The sequence below is a fragment of the Streptomyces speibonae genome, assembly GCF_984686075.1.
Genome location: NZ_OZ480260.1, coordinates 652,616 through 672,161 on the forward strand (window position 1 = coordinate 652,616; position 19,546 = coordinate 672,161).

Consider the following 19,546-nt stretch of genomic DNA (forward strand, 5'->3'; position numbering starts at 1 on the left):
CTCGCCCGGGATGGGACGGTGGCCTGACTCGTCCTTTACAGTCCCTCACAGTAAGGCAAGCCTGACCAAAGGAAGATGACGTGGGGAGCTCGGAGGCCGGGGCGGCGAAGGACCCCCGCGCGGTGGTGCTGCTGATCGCGTCGTCCGGCGCGGCACTGCTGGTGCTGTGCGCCCTGTCGCTGGCGTTCGGCGCGCTCAGCGTCCCCCTGGACCAGGTGGGCCGCACGCTCATCGGCGACGCTCCCAGCGGCCGCGTGGACACGGTCATCTGGTCCGTACGGCTGCCGCGCACCCTGCTCGCCCTCGCCACCGGCGCCGCACTCGGCCTGTCGGGCGCGCTGATGCAGGCCCTGACGCGCAACCCGCTCGCGGATCCGGGCATCCTCGGCGTGAGCGCCGGCGCGGCCTTCGCCGTCGTCCTCTCGGTCGGGGTCCTCGGCATCGGATCCGTTTACGGCTACATCTGGTTCGCCTTCGCGGGGGCGTTCGCGGCGAGCGTCTTCGTCTACTTCCTGGGCGGGCTCGGCCGGTCGGGTACGACGCCGGTGAAACTCGCCCTGGCCGGTGTCGCCGTGACCTCGCTGCTGTTCTCGCTGACCAGCGCGGTCGCCCTGACCGACCCGGACGCCCTGAACCGCTACCGCTTCTGGTCCGCGGGCTCCCTGGCCGACCAGAACGAGGCGATCCTGCTGCGCGTCCTGCCCTTCCTCGCCGTGGGTGCCGCCCTCGCGCTGGCCTGCGCACCCGCCCTCAACAGCCTCGCCCTCGGCGACGACGTCGCCAAGTCCCTCGGACTCCGGCTCGGAATCGTCCGCATCCAGGGCGTGGTGGCCGTCACCCTGCTCACCGGCGGAGCCGTCGCCGTCATCGGGCCGGTGGTCTTCGTCGGCCTCGTCGTCCCGCACATCGCCCGCGTCCTCACCCAGTACGCCGGGATCGGCCCCGACCACCGCTGGCTGCTGCCCCTGTCGGCGGTGCTCGCCCCCTGCCTGCTGCTCGCCGCCGACATCGCGGGCCGGCTGATCGCCCGGCCGGTCGAGGTCCAGGCCGGGATCCTGGTCGCCTTCATCGGCGGCCCGTTCTTCATCGCGCTGGTACGCCGCAGACGCCTCGCGGAGCTGTGAGCCATGACGACCCCGACGCACGAAGCGGTGAGCCCATGACGACCGACCTCGCGCCCGTACCGGGCCGCAAGGACGCCGCGGACCGCACGGCACCCCGCCGCACGGCCGGCCGTGTCACCTTCCGGTTCGCCGTCCCGCCCGTCTCCGGGGTGCTGCGGCCCCGGCTGCTGGCGGTGTGCCTGCTGCTCGCGGCCGCCGCCTTCGCGCTGTTCGTGGTGGAGACCGCCGTCGGCGACATCGCGCTCCCGCTCGGCGACGTCCTGCGGGCGCTGGCCGGTGCGGGCGACCCGGCCACCGAGCTCATCGTGCACGAACTGCGGCTGCCCCGGGCGCTCGCGGGGCTGCTCGTCGGCATCGCCTTCGGTGTGTCGGGCGCCCTGCTCCAGACGATGACGCGCAACCCGCTCGCCAGCCCCGACATGATGGGCATCACGCAGGGCGCCGGGGCGGCCGTGGTCACCGGCATCGTCCTCGGCTGGGACGGCGGCCTGAGCACCCAGGCGCTCGGGCTGCTCGGCGCGCTGGCGGCGGCCCTGCTGGTGTATCTCCTGGCCTGGAAGAAGGGCGCCACCGGCTACCGGATCGTCCTCGTGGGCGTCGGCATCGCGTGGATCTGCACCAGCATCACCGACTACCTCATGGCCCGCGGCCAGCGCTTCCAGGCGCAGGCCTCGCTGGGCTGGCTGGTCGGCAACCTCAACGGCCGCACCTGGCAGCAGATCACCCCGCTGGTGGTGACCATGGCCGTGCTGCTGCCGGTGGCGCTGATGCTCGGGCGGCTGACGCGGACCCTGGAACTCGGTGACGACGTCGCCCGGGGGCTCGGGACGCGGGTGCAGACCGTGCGGGTGGCCGTGCTGCTCGCCGCCGTGGGCCTCGTGGCGTTCGGGACGGCGACCGCCGGACCCGTCGCGTTCGTGGCGCTCGCCGCCCCCCAGGTCGCCCAGCGACTGGCCGGTACGGCCTTCCCGCCGCCCGTGGGCGCCGGGCTGACCGGGGCGGTGATGGTCCTCGGATCCGACCTCGTCGCACGGAAACTCCTGCCGGACACCGAGCTTCCGGTGGGGATCGTCACGGGTGTGCTCGGCGCGCCCGTACTGCTGTGGCTGCTCGTCCGCGCCAACCGCGCAGGTTCAGGAGGCTGACATCGTGTCGAAGACGGACCCCGTGCCGGGCGGCGGCCCCGGTCTGCGCGCCGAGTCGCTGCGGCTGGCGTACGACGACCGGATCGTGGTCGAGGACCTCGACCTCGCCGTGCCCACCGGCAGGATCACCGTGATCGTCGGCGCCAACGCGTGCGGCAAGTCCACGCTGCTGCGCGCCCTGGCCCGGCTGCTGACACCGAAGTCGGGCGCGGTCCACCTCGACGGGCGCTCGATCCACGCGATGCCCACCCGGGCCCTGGCCCAGCGGCTCGGCATCCTGCCGCAGTCCCCCGTGGCGCCCGAGGGTCTGACCGTCGTCGACCTGGTGGGGCGCGGCCGTTCACCCCACCAGACGTGGTGGCGGCAGTGGTCGTCCGCCGACGAGGAGGCCGTGCACGACGCGCTGCGGGCCACGGCGATGACCGATCTGGCGCACCGGGCCGTCGACGAGCTCTCCGGCGGCCAGCGGCAGCGGGCCTGGATCGCCATGGCGGTCGCCCAGGGCACTCCGGTGATGCTGCTGGACGAGCCGACGACCTACCTCGACCTCGCCCACCAGATCGACGTCCTGGACCTGGTCACGGACCTGAACCGGCATCAGGGCCGCACGGTGGTGATGGTGCTGCACGACCTCAACCAGGCGTGCCGATACGCGGACCACATCGTCGCCATGAAGGCGGGCCGCGTGGTGGCCGAGGGCGCCCCCGAGAAGGTCGTCACCGCCGCCCTGGTGGAGGAGGTCTTCGGGCTGCGCTGCGTGGTCGGCGAGGACCCGGTCAGCGGAACGCCGATGGTCGTGCCGATGAGCCGGCACCACGAGGGCGCCGGAGCGGCCGCGGTGGCCGTCCCCGACGCCACCGGCTGACCCGGGGGGTCGTGGTGGCCGTCCCCGACGCCACCGGCTGACCCGGAGGGGCACGGTGGCCATCGGCTGGCCCGGAGGGGCGGCGCGCCCGCTCCTCCGGGCCGAAGGGCTTACGGACGGGCCGTCAGATAGCCGCCCATCGTGCGGAAGTAGTCGGTGGCGGGGTACTCGGTGCCGTCCTCGGTGCGCACCCGTTCGACCACCAGACCGGGAAGCCCCCCGGAGCGTGCCCCTGCGCCGGCCACGATGACGACGCCGTCGCCCTCGCGGATGAAGATCCGGCCCGGCGTGCCGCCGTAACGTCCTTTCGAGACCGAGGACTTGAGGATGCGCAGCCGCTCGCCGCGGTGGTAGGTGAAGGCGTTCGGATACGGGTCCGACTGGGCCCGCACCAGCCGCTCCAGGTCCTCGGCGGGCCAGGTCCAGTCGATGCGGCTGTCCTCCAGGGCACGCTTGTGGAAGAAGCTCGACCGGGACCGGTCCTGCGGTGTCCATACGGCCTCGCCCGAGGCGATGAGGTCGAGGGACTCCCTGACGATCGGTGCGATGACGTCGACCGTGCGGTGGAACAGGTCCGTCGCCGTGTCGGTGGCCCCGACCGGGACCGCGCGCTGCATCAATATGTCGCCCATGTCGAGGTCGGCGTCCATGCGGTGGGCGGTGACACCGACCTGCTTCTCCCCGTTGATGAGCGCCCAGATGATCGGCGAGAAGCCGGCGTAGGAGGGCAGCAGCGAGTCGTGGATGTTGAGCGTGCCGTGCGGCGGGAGGTCGTAGATCTCCGGGGGCAGCCAGGTGCGCCAGTTGTTCGCCACGATGAGGTCCGGTTCGGCCTCCTTGATCGCGCGCATCAGTTCCGGGTCCTCCGGCCGGTTGCGCAACAGCACCGGCACACCGTGCTTTTCGGCCAGTTCGGCGACCGAGTCGTTCCAGATCCTCTCGTACACGTGGTCGCTCTCGGGATGGGTGACGACCAGGACCACTTCGTGGTCGGAGTCCAACAGAGCTTGCAGCGTCCGGTGTCCCCAGGTCTGGTAGCCGAACATGACGACCCGCATCCAAGCCTCCTCAGCCATTGCTAGGTAAGGCTAACCTTATCTAGCATGTGCCTGCTGAGGGGAGAGCCTGTGTCCTTCATGGGAGAACGCTGCGGCATCCCCACGACCAGGAGGCGATGACGCGGTGACGACGCTGCACACTGGGCCGGATACCATCTACGACGTACTGGGCATCGGATTCGGCCCGTCCAACCTCGCACTCGCCGTCGCGCTCCACGAACACGGCGCGACCGCACGGGCCGGGGAGGAACTGCGCGCCGGATTCCTGGAACGGCAGCCGACATTCGGCTGGCACCGCGGCATGCTCATCGACGACGCCACCATGCAAGTGTCCTTCCTCAAGGACCTGGTGACGATGCGTGACCCCACCAGCGACTTCACCTTCCTCAACTACCTGCGCGAGCAGGGGCGGCTGGTCGACTTCCTCAACCAGAAGACGCTCTTCCCGCTGCGCATCGAGTTCCACGACTACTTCGAGTGGGCGGCCGCCCGCGTCGGCCACCTCGTCGAGTACGACGCCGAGGTGGTCTCCGTGAAGCCCGTGACCGAGGACGGCGAGGTCCGCTGGTTCGACGTCGCCAGCCGTGACCCCGGCGCCCCGGAGCGGCTGACGGTGCGCCGCACCCGCGCCGTCTGCGTGGCCACCGGCCTGGAACCGCATCTGCCACCCGGCGCGGAGCTGTCCGAACACATCTGGCACAACAGCGAGTTGCTGCCCCGCGTGGACCAGCTCGCGCGCTCGGGTGCCCCGGTGCGCCGCGCCGTGGTGCTCGGCGCGGGCCAGAGCGCGGCCGAGGCGGTCGACTACCTCCACCGCCGTTTCCCCGAGGCCGAGATCTGCTCCGTCTTCTCCAAGTACGGCTACACGCCCGCCGACGACAGCCCGTTCGCCAACCGGATCTTCGACCCCGAGGCCGTCGACGTGTTCTACGCCGCCTCGCCCGACGTGAAGCAGTCGCTGCTCGACTACCACCGCGGCACCAACTACTCCGTGGTCGACATGGACTTGATCGAGTCGCTCTCGCGGACGATGTACCAGGAGAAGGTCCAGGGAACCCGCCGGCTGCGGATGATGAACGTCTCCCGGATCCGCGAGGTCACCGGCCACGGGGACGGCGTGCGGGTGACGGTGGAGTTCCTGCCGACGGGGGAACGCGAGACGCTCGACTCCGACGTGCTCGTCTACGCGACCGGCTACCAGCCCCGGGGCATCGGCGACCACCTCGGGGAGATCGCCAAGCTCTGTCTGCGCGACGACGAGGACCAGCTCCGCGTCGGACGGGACCACCGCGTGGAGACCGCCCCGAACGTCACCGCGGGCATCTACCTCCAGGGCGGCACCGAGCACACCCACGGCCTCACCTCCACGCTGCTGTCCACCACCGCCGTCCGCGCCGGAGAGATCCGCTCCTCCCTCCTCACCCACCGCGCCACGCCGGCCGCGCAAGCGGGCGGCCCCGGCCGGTAGGAACGGCACGCGCGTCAGCGGGCCGCCGAACCCTGCTGCCGGCCGTCACACGCTCGCCCTCGCCCTCGCCGTCCTGCTGCTCGCGGCCCACCGCGGTGACCGCCGTCTTGCGGCTGTCGCCCGCCGGGCCGCCCCGCCGGGACGTCCCGGCGGGGCGGCCCGGCGGCGCGGCGGCGCGGCGGATGACCGGGACGGGTCCCCGGCGGACATCGCCGGTCAGGTGCGGGCCCCGGCCGGTTCGTCGGGTTCCGGGAGCGCGGTGGGAGCGGCCGGCGGCGGAATGTCGTCGGGGGCCGGTTCGGCGTTCTCGCCGAGGAAGCCCCCCGACTGGTGCTGCCACAGCTTGGCGTAGGCGCCGTCCGCGGCCAGCAGCTCGCCGTGCGTGCCCTGCTCCACGACGCGGCCCCGGTCCAGCACGACGAGCCGGTCCATGCCGGCGACGGTGCTCAGCCGGTGGGCGACCACCAGGGCCGTACGGCCGTCCATCAGCCGCCACAGCGCGTCCTGCACGAGGATCTCGCTCTCCGAGTCCAGCGCGCTGGTCGCCTCGTCGAGCAGCAGTACCGGGGCGTCGCGGAGGATGGCCCGGGCGAGGGCGACGCGCTGGCGCTGGCCGCCCGAAAGCTTCACCCCCCGCTCCCCCACCAGGGTGGCGAAACCCTCGGGGAGCTGGTCGGCGAACTCCGTGACATGGGCGGCCTCGGCGGCCGCGCGGATCTCCGCGTCGGTGGCGCCCGGCCGGGCGAAGGCGATGTTGTCCCGCAGGCTGCGGTGGAACATGGCGGGTTCCTGCGGCACGTAGGCGATCAGTGCGCGCAGGTCGGCCTGGCGCAGCCGGCTGATGTCCTGACCACCGATCAGCACGCGTCCGCCGTCGAGGTCCGACATCCGCAGCAGCAGCCGGGTGAGGGTGGTCTTGCCGCCGCCCGACCGGCCGACCAGGCCGACCCGCGCGCCGGCGGGCACCTCCAGGTCGAGTCCCTCGAAGATCGGCTCCGCGCCGGCGTGGGCGAAGGTCACGGCCTCGAAGCGGATACCGGTGTCCCGCGGTGCCGGCTCCTCGGGTTCCGCCGGGTCGAGCACGGTGGGCGGGTCGAGCAGCAGCTCCGTGAACTGGGCGGCCTCGGTCATCGAGGTCTCCAGCCGCCGGTAGATCTGGTTGAACTCGAACATGATCTGGGTGGCGTTCGAGTAGTAGGTGAACGCGACGACGATCTCCTCGACCCCCTGGCCCGAGCCCCCGAAGGCGATGGCGACCAGCAGGCCCAGCACGTTGGTCAGCACGGACATGGGGGCGATGAGGGTGTCGACGCGCAGATTGCCGTAGTCCCATGACCTCAGCGTCAGGCGCCGGGACTCCGCGACGCGGCTGCGGTGCTCCTCGGCCTCCCGCCGCTCGGCGGCGAACGCCCGGATGGTCTCCATGTTCGCGAGGCTGTCGGCGACATGTCCGGAGACCCGGGCGATCGCCGCCTCGCGTTCGTTGACGAGCCGCTGCCTGCGGCGGATGAGGGGCGCCGCGGCCGCCACGGTCACGGCGATCATCAGCAGCAGGCCGCCGACGAGCGCCGGCGCGTAGCTCCAGAGCACCACGGCGCCGAAGACCAGGGGCACGAGGCTGCCCACGATCCGGTAGGTCAGCGTGTCGACGAAGTCCTCGAAGCGCTTGCCGAAGCCCAGCACCCGCTTGGTCAGCGAGCCGGCGAAGTTGTCGTGGAAGAACGCGGCGTCCTTGGCGAGGAGTTCGTCCATGCCGCTCACGTACAGGTGTTCCATACCGAGGGCCTCGACCCGGTTCAGGCAGTGTTGCCCGAGCCGCCACATGGCTTCGGCGGCCAGCAGCACCGCGCCGAAGCCCAGCACGTACGGCAGGGCCGAGGCGAGGGTGAGGCCCCGTTCGCCGGCGGCCTGCCCCGCCAGTTTGGCGATCAGCAGGGGGGCCACGTAGCGGATGCCGATGTTGCCCAGGGCCGGCAGCAGCAGCGCCGGCAGGGCCTGCCGGCGCTGTCGCACCAGCTCCTGGCCGTAGCGGCGCAGCGCGAGGACGACCGCGCTTCTGCCCGGCGTCGGCCTGTGTGTGTCCGTGGTCGCCATCACACTCCCGGGAGGTCGGAGTCCGGAAGTGTCCCGCGGCGGGAGGGCACCGGTCCAGGCAATTACCGCGGATGGGCGACAACCGGACACTCCCGCACCGGCGGCCCTCGCACGTCGGTGACCTGAACGGCGCAAGGATCGGCGTCCCGAGGCGCTGGGACCGGCGTCGAGCGCCACGATCGTACGAGTGAGAGGGAGACACCGCTGGAACGGAACGCGCCGCGCGTGCGGGCCCGCGCCCCGCCAGGGCGACGCCGACGGGCCGGCAAGGGGAGCCTGTGAGACGTACGAAGAACGACCGGTCCTCCCAGACCCGGGCCGGGCGGCGCTCGCTGGCCGCCCAGCTCTCCGACCGCGTGCGCTCCTACCTGACCACGGAGGCGGGCAGCGCCGGCCTGCTCCTGGCCGCGGTCGTGGTGGCCATGGCGTGGGCCAACTCGCCCTGGTCGGAGGGGTACACGTCGCTGTGGGCGACGGAGATGTCCCTGACCTTCGGCAACGCCGAGCTCTCCATGGACCTGCGGCACTGGGTCAGCGACGGCCTGATGGCCCTGTTCTTCTTCGTCATCGGCCTGGAGGTCCGCTACGAGATCTCGGTGGGCGCCCTGTCCGGGCGCGACCGGGTGATGATCCCGGCCCTGGCCGGCATCGGCGGCATGGTCGTGCCGACGCTGATCTACCTCCTGATGGCGCCCGGCGGCGAGGCGGCGGGCGGCTGGGGCACGGTCATCGGCACCGACACCGCCTTCATGCTCGGGGCGCTCGCCGTGGTGGGCCCCCGGTTCGTCACACAGCTACGGGTCTTCCTGCTGGCCATCACCGTCATCGACGACATCGTGGCGGTCAGCGTGATCGGCCTGGTCTACTCGGACACGGTGCATCTGCTGCCGCTGCTGGAGGCGCTCGCGCTCTGTGTGGCCCTGGGTCTGCTGAGCACCCTGGGCGCCTGGCGGTCGGCACCGTACGTACTGATCGTCCTCGCCCTGTGGCTCGCCACCCTCTCGGCCGGTCTGCACGCGTCCATCGCGGGCATGGTCGGCGGCCTCCTCATCCCCGCCCATGCCCCCGTGCCCGAGGTGCTGGACCGCGCCACCCGGCTCTTCCGCGCCTTCCGCCAGTCGCCGAGGGCCGACGTCGGGCTGTCGGCGCGGCTGGGTCTGCAACGCGCGGTGTCGGTCAACGAGCGGCTGCAGTTGAAGCTGCACCCCTGGACGAGTTACGTCGTCGTCCCGCTGTTCGCCCTCGCCAGTGCCGGCATCGACCTGCGCGGCGGGGTCCTGGAACGCGCCCTGACCTCCTGGCTGACCTGGGCCGTCGTGGTGGGCCTTGTGGCCGGAAAGCTCGTGGGTGTCTGGGGCGGGGCCGTCCTCGGCACCCGCCTCGGGCTCGGGGCGCTGCCGAGGGGGGTGGGAGCCGGCCATGTGGTGGGCGGGGCCGTGCTGTCCGGGATCGGCTTCACCGTCTCCCTGCTGATCGTCGGCCTCGCCTTCGAGGACACCTCACTGCGCGCCCAGGCGACCGTCGGCGTGCTGCTCGCGGCGATCCTCGCCACGGCCCTGGGCTGGCTGGCGTTCCGTCTCGCCGCCGTGCTGCGCGGCGAGACGGAGGCGGACCTGCCCCGTTTCCTCGACCGTCCGGTCGACCCGGAGACGGACCACATCAGGGGCCCCCGGGACGCGCCCCTCACCCTGGTGGAGTACGGCGACTTCGAATGCCCCTACTGCGCCCGCGCCACCGGTGTCACCGAGGACCTGCGACAGCGCTTCGGCGACCGGCTCCGCTACGTCTTCCGGCACCTGCCGCTCCCCGACGTCCACCCGCACGCCGTACTCGCCGCCCGGGCGGCCGTCGCCGCCGCCGCGCAGGGCCGCTTCTGGGAGATGCACGACCTGCTCTACGCGCACCAGGACAGACTCGAGTTCGAGGACATCGCCGCCTACGCCATCGACCTGGGCCTCGACATCGAGCGGTTCCTCGTCGACATCGACGCCGAGCGGACCGCCGAGCGCGTACGCGCCGACACGGCCAGCGCGGAGGCCAGCGGCGCCCTCGGCACCCCCACCTTCTTCATCGGCAACCGCCGCCACACCGGCCCGTACGACGCGGAGACCCTGGCCCGCGAACTCGAGGAGTCGGGGGCCGACCCTCCGCCGTGACTCCCTGCGCCGACTGCGGGGCCGGGCTCAGCGGCGCCGGCCCAGCCACTGTTCGGCGTTCCAGGCGTGGAAGCGTTCCACCTCGGTGAAGCCCAGTTTTGCCGCGAGGCGCATGGAGCGGGTGTTGGCGGTCTGGGTGGCGAGGACGACCGGTTCGCCGGGGAGGGCGTGGGTGCACCAGTCGAGGGCCGCCGTGCACGCCTCGGTGGCGTAGCCGAAGCCCCAGGCGCGGGGCAGGAACAGGTAGCCGAGGTCGACCTTGCCCGCGGCGGCCGGGCGGTGGTGCTGCGTCGCTCGCCTGAGGAGGACGTGGCCGATCATCGCTCCGTCGAGGGTGACGACGAAGCTTCCGGGCCAACTCTCCGGCGCCCCGGGCAGCTCGCGTTCGAGTTCGTCGCGCGGGCGGGGGCCGCCGAGGTAGGTGTGCACCTCTGACGAGGCGTACAGCTCGATGAACGCCTCCCGGTCGCGGAGCTCGGGCGCACGGAGCACGAGCCTTTCGGTCGTGATCGGGGCGGGCGGCCAGGTGACGGATTCGAGGGCGTTCATGCCGGTCATTCGATCAGCGGGATCGGGGGTTGATCAAGTGCCGTTGGCTTCACGGGAGTTCCTGGCGGATCAGGGATCTGGCGAACGGTTCGCCCGTGCGGCGGGCGTACGTCATGCGCTCGCGGACCTCGCGCAGGGTGCGGGGGCGGTATCCGGGGCCACTGCAGCAGCCCTTGTGGAAGTGGATCCCGGCGTGGAGAAGGACGGACAGGGTGCGCCAGGCGGCGGTGTCCCGGCGCGGGGGCGGCGCGAAGGCCGACCCCACGTGGATCAGCGGTTCCGCGCACCGGGGGCAGACCCGGTGCGGCCTGTCCCGGTCGTAGGGCTGCTTGTACGAAGCCCGGCAGGGCAGACAGACGTAGTGACTCTTCGCGTGGCCCATGCGGCCAGGGTAGGCGGCGGAGGCGCGGAACTCGACGGAAATATGCGGGGTCAGGGTGTGCCCAGGTAGGTGGTTGCCTCGATCTCGTTGAGGTGGATGAGGATGTCGTGGGCCTTGCCGAGGGCGATGCGGTATTCCGTGGGGTCGGGCCAGCCCGCGCCGATGTTGTAGGTGGGGCGTGGCCTCGACAGCCAGGTGCGTACGGAGTGGGGGGCGGTACGCATGTCGAGGATGTAGTCGCGTTGGCGGGGGCGGTCCAGGGTGTGTTCGTTGGAGCCCGGTTGCGCGGCGTCCACGCGGTGGGTGCGGATCACGCCGTCGTCGGTTCCGAACGCCTTGAAGGCGCCGCTGTGGAAGCTGAAGCCGATGCTCACGTAGTCCTGGCCCAGTGCGTCGCGCAGGAAGGCGCCCTGTGTCCTCGGGTAGCGCGGGTCGAAGGAGTCGTACGAGACGTGGGTGTTGTGGGCCGACAGCAGGATCCGGTCACCGGTGTGCCGGTGCCACCAGGCCACGTTGTCGGCCATCACGCGGTCGCGGTATTTCATCATCTCCGTGACCTGGGCCTCGTCGGTGGCGTCGTAGGCGTAGGCCTTGGCCATCTGGTGGATCGCCTTGGCGTGCTGGACCGTGCGGATGTGTTCGCGTCCGGCCGGGCCGGGGGACGGGCGCAGTGCGCGGAGCAGCTGGTACGCCTCCAGGGTGCGTTCGGCGCGCTTCTCGCGTTCCGCCAGGGGGAGTTCGAGGTACCGCTCCAGGTATGTGGCGGCGTCGGTGGTCGGGGCCAGGCCTTCGTAGAGGGCGGTGATGCGGGCCTTCAGGCGCGGGTGGTTGCGGGCCACGTGACCGGTGACCCGGTCGTACAGTTCCGGTCCGGCGTAGCCCAGGTCGTTGCCCATGAAGCGCACCGGGTCGGTGGGGTGGTGGCGGTTGTAGGCGCGCATCCACTCGAGGAGGTTCAGGTAGTCCTGGTTGTGCCACATGCGGTAGGAGCCCTGGAACTCCTCGCGCGCCATGCGCTCGAGGTCGCCCTTGCCGTACAGCACGTACTCGTTGATGCGGACGCCGCTGCTCCAGGGCAGTTCCAGGGAGAAGGAGCGGAAGCCCTTGTGCTCGACCAGGTAGCGCAGGACCCGGTGCTTCATCCGGAAGAAGTCCCGCGAGCCGTGGGTGGCCTCGCCCAGGCCCACCACCTCGGCGTCCCCCACCATGCGGCCCAGGACGTGCAAGTCCCGCAGACCGGCGCCGGGTTCGGTGGTCCACAGGGGGTGGGCGCTGCGCTCGATCGCGTCGGCCACGTTCGTCGTGGTGAGGACGGCGGAGTGCCGCGGTGTGCCGGCGGTGGCGGGGGTGGCGACCGCTGCGGCCCCGAGGGAGAGGAGGAGCGCGGAGGAGAGTACTGCTGCCTTGTGCGGTGTCATGGCAGCAGGGTTTCGCGATCGCCCGGGCGTGCACCAACCTGTGAGCCGCCCGCTTTCGGGTAGCGCAGGCACTACCGCCACCATCGGCTCGTGAATGCGGCCGGCCCGGACCGCACACGCGGTCCGGGCCGGCCGGGTTCGGGGCGGTCGCGGGTCAGGCCTCCTGGGTGAACGCCGCGTGGAGGCGGCGGGTGTGGTCCAGGTGGCGCTCCGGCCCGGTGAGGGCGACCTTCGCCGTCAGGCGGGCGTCGGTGCTGGACGCGGCCAGACGCAGCTCCAGGTCGCCGGGTTCGACGACCCGGCGCCCGTCGCGGCCGGTGAAGGAGGCGACGTCGGCCGGGACCGTGACGCGCAGCCTGCGGGACTCCCCCGGCTCCAGCGGGACCCGGGTGTAGCCGACGAGGCGCTGCACCGGCTGGACCACGGAGGCGACGGGGTCGTGCAGGTAGAGCTGGACGACCTCGGTGCCGGCGCGGTCACCGGTGTTGCGGACGGTGAGGGCGAGGCCGAACTCGCCGTCCGTCGCGGCCTCGTGCGTGTCCACGGCGAGGTCGCTCCAGGCGAACGTCGTGTACGTCAGCCCGTGTCCGAAGCCGAACGCCGGGGTCGGGTCGATGTTGGACACCTCGCTGGCCTGGGCGAGCCGGGCGCCGAGGTAGGTGGTCGGCTGGGAGCCCGGGCCGCGCGGCACGCTGACCGGGAGCCGGCCGGAGGGCGCGGTACGTCCGCTGAGCACGCCGGCGATCGCCCGGGTGCCCGCGACCCCGGGGAAGAAGGACTGCACGATCGCGGCGGATTCGGCGGTGGCGCGGCCGAGGGCGTAGGGGCGGCCCGCGAGCAGCACGGTCACCACCGGTGTGCCGGAGTCGAGCAACGCGTCCAGCAGCTGCTGCTGGGCGCCGGGCAGGGTGAGGGACTCCGCGTCGCAGCCCTCGCCGCTGGTGCCGCGGCCGAACAGGCCCGCGCGGTCGCCGAGGACGGCGACGACGACGTCCGCGTCCCGGGCCGCGTCGACCGCCGCGCCGATGCCGGAGAGGTCCCCGTCGTCGACGCCGGTGCCGCGGACGGCGGTGAGCTCCGCGTCGGGGAACTCGGCGGCCAGGGTGTCCCGCAGGGTGGGCAGGTCGATGCCGACGGGCACCTCCGGGTGCTGCACGCCCACGTGCTGGGGGAAGGAGTAGCAGCCCAGCACGGCGGTGGCCTCGGCCGCGTTGGGGCCGACCAGGGCGATGCGGCGGGGCCGGGAGAGCGGCAGGGTCCCGTCGTTGGTGAGCAGGACGACGGCCTTCTCGGCGATCTCGTGGGCCAGTTCCCGGTTCCCGGGGCTGTCCAGGTCGATCTTGCCGCGCAGCGCGTCCGGGTCGTCGAGGTCCGCGCCGTCGAGCGCGGCCGGCACCGGGCTCCAGTCGGGGTCGAGCAGGCCGAGCATCGCCTTCTGCGCGAGGACGCGGCGCAGGGCCCGGTCGATGAGTGCCTCCGGGACACGGCCGTCGGCGACGGCCTCGGCGAGCGGCGCGCCGAACGTCTTGACGGTGGGCAGTTCGACGTCGACACCGGCCTTGAGCGCGGCGCCCGCGGCCTCGGCCCAGTCGCCCGCGACGCCGTGCAGGATCTTGAGGAAGGCGATGCCGAAGTAGTCGGCGACGACGGTGCCGTCGAAGCCCCAGGTGTCGCGGAGCAGTCCGGTCAGCAGCTCCTCGTCGGCCGCGGCGGGGACGCCGTCGGTGTCGGTGTAGGAGTGCATCACGGAGCGGGCGCCGCCCTCGCGGATCGCCATCTCGAACGGCGGCAGCAGCACGTCGGCCCGTTCGCGGGCGCCCATGGGCGAGGGCGCGAGGTTGCGTCCGGCGCGGGAGGCGGAGTAGCCGACGAAGTGCTTGAGGGTGGCGACGATCCCGGCGGACTCCAGCCCCTGCACATAGGCGGTGCCGATGGTGCCGACGAGGTACGGGTCCTCGCCGATGGTCTCCTCGACCCGGCCCCAGCGGGCGTCGCGCACCACGTCCAGGACGGGAGCGAGGCCCTGGTGGACGCCGACGGAGCGCATGTCGCGGCCGATGGCGGCGGCCATGCGGCGCACCACGTCCGGGTCGAAGGTGGCACCCCAGGACAGCGGGACGGGGTAGGCGGTGGCGCCCCAGGCGGCGAAGCCGGCCAGGCACTCCTCGTGGGCGACCGCGGGGATGCCGAAGCGGTTGGCCCCGGTGATGCGGGACTGGGTGCGCAGCAGGGAGAGCGCGCCGAGCGCCGGGTCGACGGGGGCGGTGCCGAAGGGGCGGGTCAGCTGGCCCAGACCGTTGGGAAGGAGCGCGTCGAGGTCGACCGCCTCCTCCATGTCGTGCTGGTGGGGGGCGACTTCACCGCCGTTGGCGGACGCACCGACCCACACGCCGTACAGCTGGGCGATCTTCTCGTCCAGGGTCATCGCGGCGACGAGCGCGTCGACTCTGTCGGCGACGGGCCGCTCGGGGTCGTTCCAGAGGGGGATTTCGGGGGTGGTCTCTACGGCCACGTCGGCAGTCACTTTCCTCCGACGCCCATCAGGCCCTGGACCAGGGCGCGACGGGCGAACAGGTAGACGAGCAGGATGGGCACCATGGAGAGCACCACGGCTCCGAGCAGACCGGGGATGTCGATGCCGTGTTCGGTCTGGAAGTTGTACAGACCCAGGGTGACGACCTTGCTGGAGTCGGACTGGGTCAGGACGAGCGGGAACAGGAAGCCGTTCCACGCCTGGAGCGCGGAGAAGACCACGATGGTGGAGAGTCCGCCCCGCGACAGCGGCAGGACGAGCTGGAAGAACATGCGCCGCGGGCTGGCTCCGTCCATGGCCATGGCCTCGTACAGTTCCGGCGAGATGTCCCGCATCGCGCCGCTGAGGATCAGCGCCGACATGGGCAGACAGAACGCGGCCGTGGGCAGGATGACGCCGAGCAGGTTGTCGTACAGCCCGGCCTCGCTGATGAGGTAGAACATCGGCACGATGACGGCCTGGGCGGGGATGGCGAGTCCGAGTAGGAACAGCCGGAAGATCGCCGACGTGGCCCGGCCGCGGCTGCGGACGATCGCGTAGGCGAGCGGCGGTACCAGCAGCAGCACGATGCCGATGACGCAGCCGGTGACGACGAGCGTGTTGAAGAAGTACTGGCCGAATCCCGAGTCGAAGGCGCCGGTGTAGTTGTCCAGCGTGAAGCTGTCCGGGATGGAGATCGGGCCGTTCTCGGCGTAGTCCTGGCGGGTGCGCAGGGTCGCGGCGAGCAGCACGTACAGGGGCAGGCCGACCAGGAAGAGCCAGACGAGGGATCCGGCGCCGGCCAGGTAGTTCGGTCGGCGCCTCATGACACACCCTCCATGGAGCTGCGCATCTTGTCGTAGCCGGAGACCCGGACGACGATCAGCGAGATGATCGTGGCCGCGACGACGAGCACCAGGGCGATGGCGGAGCCGGTGCCGTAGTCGAAGCTCTTGAACGCCTTGTCGTACATGTAGTAGGCGCTGATGGTGGTGTCGGTGCCGGGGCCGCCCTGGGTCAGGATGAGGACCGTCTCGAACGTGGTGAGTCCGCCGACGATCATCAGGATCATCGAGGTGATCATCGCGTTGCGCAGCTGCGGCAGGGTGATGTGGAAGAACTGCCGGTAGCGGCCGGCCCCGTCGATCTCCGCGGCCTGGTAGAGGACTTGGGGGATCGCGCGGGCTGCGCCCTGGTAGATCAGGGTGTGGAACGGGGTGAACTGCCAGGTGCTGACGAACGCCAGCACGCCGATGGCGGTGGCCTGTTCACCGAAGAGGTTGCCGTCGCCGAACAGCCAGGTGGCGTCGGCGGGGATGCCGAAGTTGGGGTCGAGCAGCGCCCGCCACAGCACGGAGACGGCCGTCGCGGAGAGCAGCAGCGGAATGAAGTAGATGACGGACAGCACGGCCCGGTTGCGCTGGTGGCCGGCGGCCCAGACGCCGAGCAGGATGCTCAGCGGCGTCTGCAGGGCCACGCCGAGCGCGGTCAGCAGCAGCGTGAGCCAGATGCTCTTGACCATGACCGGGTCGTCCATCAGGCGCGACCAGTTGTCCAGGCCGGTGAACTGGGGTGAGCTCAGGCCGTCCCAGGTCATGAAGGACAGCACCGCGACCATGATCAGGGGGATGATCGCGAAGAGGGCGAAGAACACTGCGGCGGGCAGCGCCCAGGCGAAGCCGGGGCGGCCCACCTTCGTTGCGGACGAGGCGGGCGGCCGCCGCCGGGACCCCTTGCGGGGGCCGGCGGCGGACCGGGCGCTCGTGATCTGTGTGGTCATGAGCCGTTCGTTACTCGGTGGGGAGGGCCTGCATGGCCTTGATGAAGCCGTCCGTGTCGAGCTGTCCGTTGAAGAACTGCTGGATGGCCTTGTGCATGTCCGAGCTGGCCTTCTGCGGGTACGCCTGGTCCCAGGACAGCTGGAACGACGGGGCGTCGGCGACCAGGTCGTACTGGAAGCGCGAGTACTCGGCGTTGCCGGCGGTCTCGATGAACTCGTCGGTGTTGGTCGTGGTCGGCAGGTTGCCGATCTCGAGCTGCGCCTTGACGAACTCGTCGGAGTACATGAGCTTCAGGAACTCGGCGACGGCCTCGGGGTGCTTGGTCTTCTTCATCACCGAGTAGTAGTTGTTGGTGTTGCCGGCGACGTTGGCCGGGTCACCCTTGCCGCCCTCGATGGTGGGGAAGGCGGTGTAGCCGAGGTCCTTCTCGGCGAAGTCCTTGTGGTCCGTCAGCTGCTGGGAGTAGTACCAGGAGCCCATCAGCTCGAAGCCGGCCTTGCCCGCGGCCACCAGCTGGACCGAGCCGCCGTTGGTGTACTTGACGGAGTCGTAGTTCTTGCCGAAGGCGCCGGCGTCGACGAGTTCCCTGATCCGGTCCAGGGCCTTCTTGCTGTCGGCGCTCTCCCAGGCGCTCTTGTCGCCGGTGAGGGCCTTGGCGAAGAGCTCCGGGCCGGCGATGCGGTCGTAGAGGTACTGGAACCACATCTGCGTGGGCCACACGTCGCCGCCGCCGAGCGCGATCGGCGTGACGCCCTCGGCCTTCAGCTTCTCCACCGCGTCGAGCAGCTCGTCCCAGGTCTTCGGCGGCTTGACGCCCGCCTTCTTGAGGACGGCCTTGTTGTGGAAGAGCAGGACCGGCTGGGTGCCGCGCATCGGGATGCCGTACGGCTTGCCGTCGACGACCGCGTTGTTGAAGACGGACGGCAGGAACTTGTTCTCCAGGTCCGGGTTCTTCTTGATGAAGTCGTCGAGCGGCAGCAGGAGATCGGCCTTGACGAACGGCTTGATGCTGCCGCCGCCCCAGTTGTAGAAGACGTCCGGGGCCTGCGGGGTGTTGATGATGGTCTGCAGCTTCTTCTGGTAGTCCGCACCGGGGATGGTGTCGAGGACGACCTTGACGTCGGACGTCTTGTTGAACGTATCGACGATCTGCTTCTCGACCTTGTTGGTCGCGTCCCCGTAGACCAGGACATGGATCTTGCCGTCGTCCCCCGACGCCCCGCCGTTCCCGTCACCGCAGGCCGACAGGCTCAGTGCCAGGGCGAGCGTCGCACCGCAGGCGACCAGTCTGGGCAAGCGCGCACGTGTCTTCATCGTTCGCCTTTCGAAAGTTTCGGCGCCATCACCGAAAGTCCATGCCGTGGGACAGTAGGTCAGACGAGACTTTCGGTCAACGGTCGAGGAGTTACGCACCCAAACCGTTATCGTCGCGCGGTGCCGTATCCTGCGTGTATGCACGATGACGACGAGACGGGCGGCAGAGTCACCCTGGCCACGGTAGCGAAAGAGGCCGGCGTTTCGATGCCGACAGTTTCGAAGGTGCTCAATGGCCGATCGGATGTCTCCCGGGCCACCCGGGCCAAGGTGGAGCGCCTACTGGAAGAGCACGGTTACCGCAGGCGCGCCCAGCCCTCGTCACGCTCCCCGCTCATCGAGATCGTCTTCCACGAGCTGGAGAGCATCTGGGCGATGGAGCTGATCCGGGGTGTGGAGACCGTCGCCAAGGAGAACCGCGCGACGGTCGTACTCACCGAGAGCGGCACCCGGCACACCCCCGACCCCCAGTGGCTCCCGGGCGTGCTCCAGCGCAGGCCGCTGGGGGTCGTCCTGGTCTTCTCCACGCTCCCGGCGGACATCAAGCGCCAGCTCAGGGCGGCGGCCATCCCGTTCGTCGTCATCGACCCGGCGGGCGACCCCGACCCCGACGTGCCCTCGGTCGGCTCGGCGAACTGGGCCGGCGGCCTGGCCGCCACCCGCCATCTCACCGACCTCGGCCACCGGCGGGTCGCCATCATCACCGGGCCCGAGGACATGCTCTGCTCGCTGGCCCGCCTCGACGGCTTCCGCTCCGCGATGGCGATGGCGGGCCTGGACACGGACCCCCGTCTGATGCGTTTCGGCGACTTCCACGTCCAGAGCGGCTTCGAGCACGCCATGGACCTCCTGGACGGCCCCGACCGGCCCTCGGCGATCTTCGCGGGCAGCGACCTCCAGGCGCTGGGCGTACTGGAGGCCGCCCGGGTCAGGGGCCTGCGCGTCCCCCAGGACCTGTCGGTGGTCGGCTACGACGACGTCCCGCTCGCGCAGTGGTCCAGCCCGCCCCTGACCACGGTGCGCCAGCCGCTGCGGCACATGGCGGAGGAAGCGTCCCGCATGCTCCTGCGCCCGGACCGCCCGGACGACCCCGGGGCCGCGGCCCAGCGCATCGAGCTGGCGACCCACCTGGTGGTACGGCTGAGCACGGCCAGGCCAGCCGGGGACTGAGGGCGGCGCGGACCTGCGGGTTCCAGGCGGACCGAAGCTTCTCCGAAGGTTCCCGACGCCGTCCGTGGCAGCGTGGCCGGCCCAACCACGATGTAAGGAGCCCCATGTCAGTCCGTGTACGCACCGTCATGGCCGCCTTCACCGTCGCTCTGAGCAGCGCCCTGGCCCTGGCCCCCGCCGCCAACGCCGAGCAGCCGCTGTCGGCATCGCGGCCGGCCGAGGCACGGTCGGCGGCACCCTGCTCCTACAGCGGGAGCCACCCGGTCCTGACCTTCGGAAGCTCGGGGTCCGCCGTTGCCCACGCGCAGTGTCTCCTCAGGAACGTGTGGGACTACAACATCACCGTCGACGGTCAGTTCGGTATCGCCACTCACCAGGCGGTGATGAACTTCCAGACGCTCTGCGCGCCCCCGGTCGACGGCATCATCGGCTCGAAGACGTGGAATCAGCTGCACCCGGACACGTCGACGTGCTGAACGGGTGAGGGCACGGCAGCTGGGCGGGTGAGGC

Annotated in this window: 16 protein-coding genes; 7 read left to right on the top strand and 9 right to left on the bottom strand. The window is 71.3% G+C overall.

Annotated elements, in window-relative coordinates:
• Nucleotides 1-122 precede the first annotated feature (122 nt).
• Genes AC5L3C_RS02820 through AC5L3C_RS02830 form a run of 3 tightly spaced genes read left to right on the top strand, consistent with a single transcriptional unit; the run spans nt 123 to nt 3,134 of the window.
• Nucleotides 123-1,124 (top strand): FecCD family ABC transporter permease, encoded by a 1,002-nt coding sequence (locus AC5L3C_RS02820; RefSeq protein ID WP_411573138.1) that lies wholly within the window; start codon nt 123-125, stop codon nt 1,122-1,124.
• 35 nt (nt 1,125-1,159) lie between these two features.
• On the top strand, nt 1,160-2,269 hold the full coding sequence (locus AC5L3C_RS02825; protein ID WP_125502230.1) for a FecCD family ABC transporter permease: 1,110 nt from the start codon (nt 1,160-1,162) through the stop codon (nt 2,267-2,269).
• Between the two features lie 4 nt (nt 2,270-2,273).
• Nucleotides 2,274-3,134 carry an ABC transporter ATP-binding protein gene (locus tag AC5L3C_RS02830; protein ID WP_493646652.1) on the top strand — a complete coding sequence of 287 codons (861 nt, stop codon included), beginning with the start codon at nt 2,274-2,276 and terminating at the stop codon, nt 3,132-3,134.
• A 110-nt stretch (nt 3,135-3,244) separates the two neighbouring features.
• Here AC5L3C_RS02830 and AC5L3C_RS02835 read toward each other — a convergent pair whose 3' ends face one another.
• Nucleotides 3,245-4,192 carry a methionyl-tRNA formyltransferase gene (locus AC5L3C_RS02835; protein WP_125509909.1) on the bottom strand — a complete coding sequence of 316 codons (948 nt, stop codon included), beginning with the start codon at nt 4,190-4,192 and terminating at the stop codon, nt 3,245-3,247.
• Nucleotides 4,193-4,316: 124 nt separating this feature from the next.
• Here AC5L3C_RS02835 and AC5L3C_RS02840 point away from each other — a divergent pair, with 124 nt between their 5' ends.
• Nucleotides 4,317-5,660, top strand: coding sequence for a lysine N(6)-hydroxylase/L-ornithine N(5)-oxygenase family protein (locus AC5L3C_RS02840; protein ID WP_125502234.1), 1,344 nt, complete (start codon nt 4,317-4,319; stop codon nt 5,658-5,660).
• 216 nt (nt 5,661-5,876) lie between these two features.
• On the opposite strand, the gene AC5L3C_RS02845 is transcribed toward AC5L3C_RS02840, so the two are convergent.
• A complete protein-coding gene (locus AC5L3C_RS02845; RefSeq protein WP_493646653.1) occupies nt 5,877-7,754 on the bottom strand; it encodes an ABC transporter ATP-binding protein in 1,878 nt (625 codons plus the stop codon).
• Between the two features lie 278 nt (nt 7,755-8,032).
• On the opposite strand from AC5L3C_RS02845, the gene nhaA reads away from it, so the two are divergent.
• On the top strand, nt 8,033-9,910 hold the full coding sequence (gene nhaA, locus AC5L3C_RS02850) for a Na+/H+ antiporter NhaA (protein WP_493646654.1): 1,878 nt from the start codon (nt 8,033-8,035) through the stop codon (nt 9,908-9,910).
• A 27-nt stretch (nt 9,911-9,937) separates the two neighbouring features.
• Here the strand turns inward: nhaA and AC5L3C_RS02855 are convergent, their stop codons facing one another.
• From AC5L3C_RS02855 to AC5L3C_RS02885, 7 genes are all read right to left on the bottom strand, one after another.
• On the bottom strand, nt 9,938-10,459 hold the full coding sequence (locus tag AC5L3C_RS02855) for a GNAT family N-acetyltransferase (RefSeq protein WP_493646656.1): 522 nt from the start codon (nt 10,457-10,459) through the stop codon (nt 9,938-9,940).
• A 49-nt stretch (nt 10,460-10,508) separates the two neighbouring features.
• The gene (locus tag AC5L3C_RS02860; RefSeq protein WP_493646657.1) at nt 10,509-10,841 is read right to left on the bottom strand and encodes a deoxyxylulose-5-phosphate synthase; all 333 of its coding nucleotides are present in this window, start codon (nt 10,839-10,841) and stop codon (nt 10,509-10,511) included.
• Nucleotides 10,842-10,891: 50 nt separating this feature from the next.
• On the bottom strand, nt 10,892-12,259 hold the full coding sequence (locus AC5L3C_RS02865) for an erythromycin esterase family protein (protein WP_493646658.1): 1,368 nt from the start codon (nt 12,257-12,259) through the stop codon (nt 10,892-10,894).
• Between the two features lie 154 nt (nt 12,260-12,413).
• The gene (locus AC5L3C_RS02870; protein ID WP_493646660.1) at nt 12,414-14,783 is read right to left on the bottom strand and encodes a beta-xylosidase/alpha-l-arabinosidase; all 2,370 of its coding nucleotides are present in this window, start codon (nt 14,781-14,783) and stop codon (nt 12,414-12,416) included.
• Nucleotides 14,780-15,598 (bottom strand): carbohydrate ABC transporter permease, encoded by an 819-nt coding sequence (locus tag AC5L3C_RS02875; protein WP_125502248.1) that lies wholly within the window; start codon nt 15,596-15,598, stop codon nt 14,780-14,782. Before AC5L3C_RS02875 ends, AC5L3C_RS02870 begins: the two co-directional genes overlap by 4 nt.
• On the bottom strand, nt 15,595-16,551 hold the full coding sequence (locus tag AC5L3C_RS02880) for a carbohydrate ABC transporter permease (RefSeq protein WP_125502250.1): 957 nt from the start codon (nt 16,549-16,551) through the stop codon (nt 15,595-15,597). Before AC5L3C_RS02880 ends, AC5L3C_RS02875 begins: the two co-directional genes overlap by 4 nt.
• A 10-nt stretch (nt 16,552-16,561) precedes the next feature.
• Complete coding sequence (locus AC5L3C_RS02885) at nt 16,562-17,866, bottom strand: ABC transporter substrate-binding protein (protein ID WP_125502252.1); 1,305 nt, start codon at nt 17,864-17,866, stop codon at nt 16,562-16,564.
• Between the two features lie 138 nt (nt 17,867-18,004).
• On the opposite strand from AC5L3C_RS02885, the gene AC5L3C_RS02890 reads away from it, so the two are divergent.
• Together AC5L3C_RS02890 and AC5L3C_RS02895 are read left to right on the top strand one after the other, a co-directional pair.
• Nucleotides 18,005-19,036 (top strand): LacI family DNA-binding transcriptional regulator, encoded by a 1,032-nt coding sequence (locus AC5L3C_RS02890; RefSeq protein WP_493646662.1) that lies wholly within the window; start codon nt 18,005-18,007, stop codon nt 19,034-19,036.
• Between the two features lie 104 nt (nt 19,037-19,140).
• Nucleotides 19,141-19,512: a peptidoglycan-binding domain-containing protein gene (locus tag AC5L3C_RS02895; RefSeq protein ID WP_493646663.1), complete on the top strand. Its 372-nt coding sequence runs from the start codon at nt 19,141-19,143 to the stop codon at nt 19,510-19,512.
• The last annotated feature ends 34 nt before the right edge of the window (nt 19,513-19,546 follow it).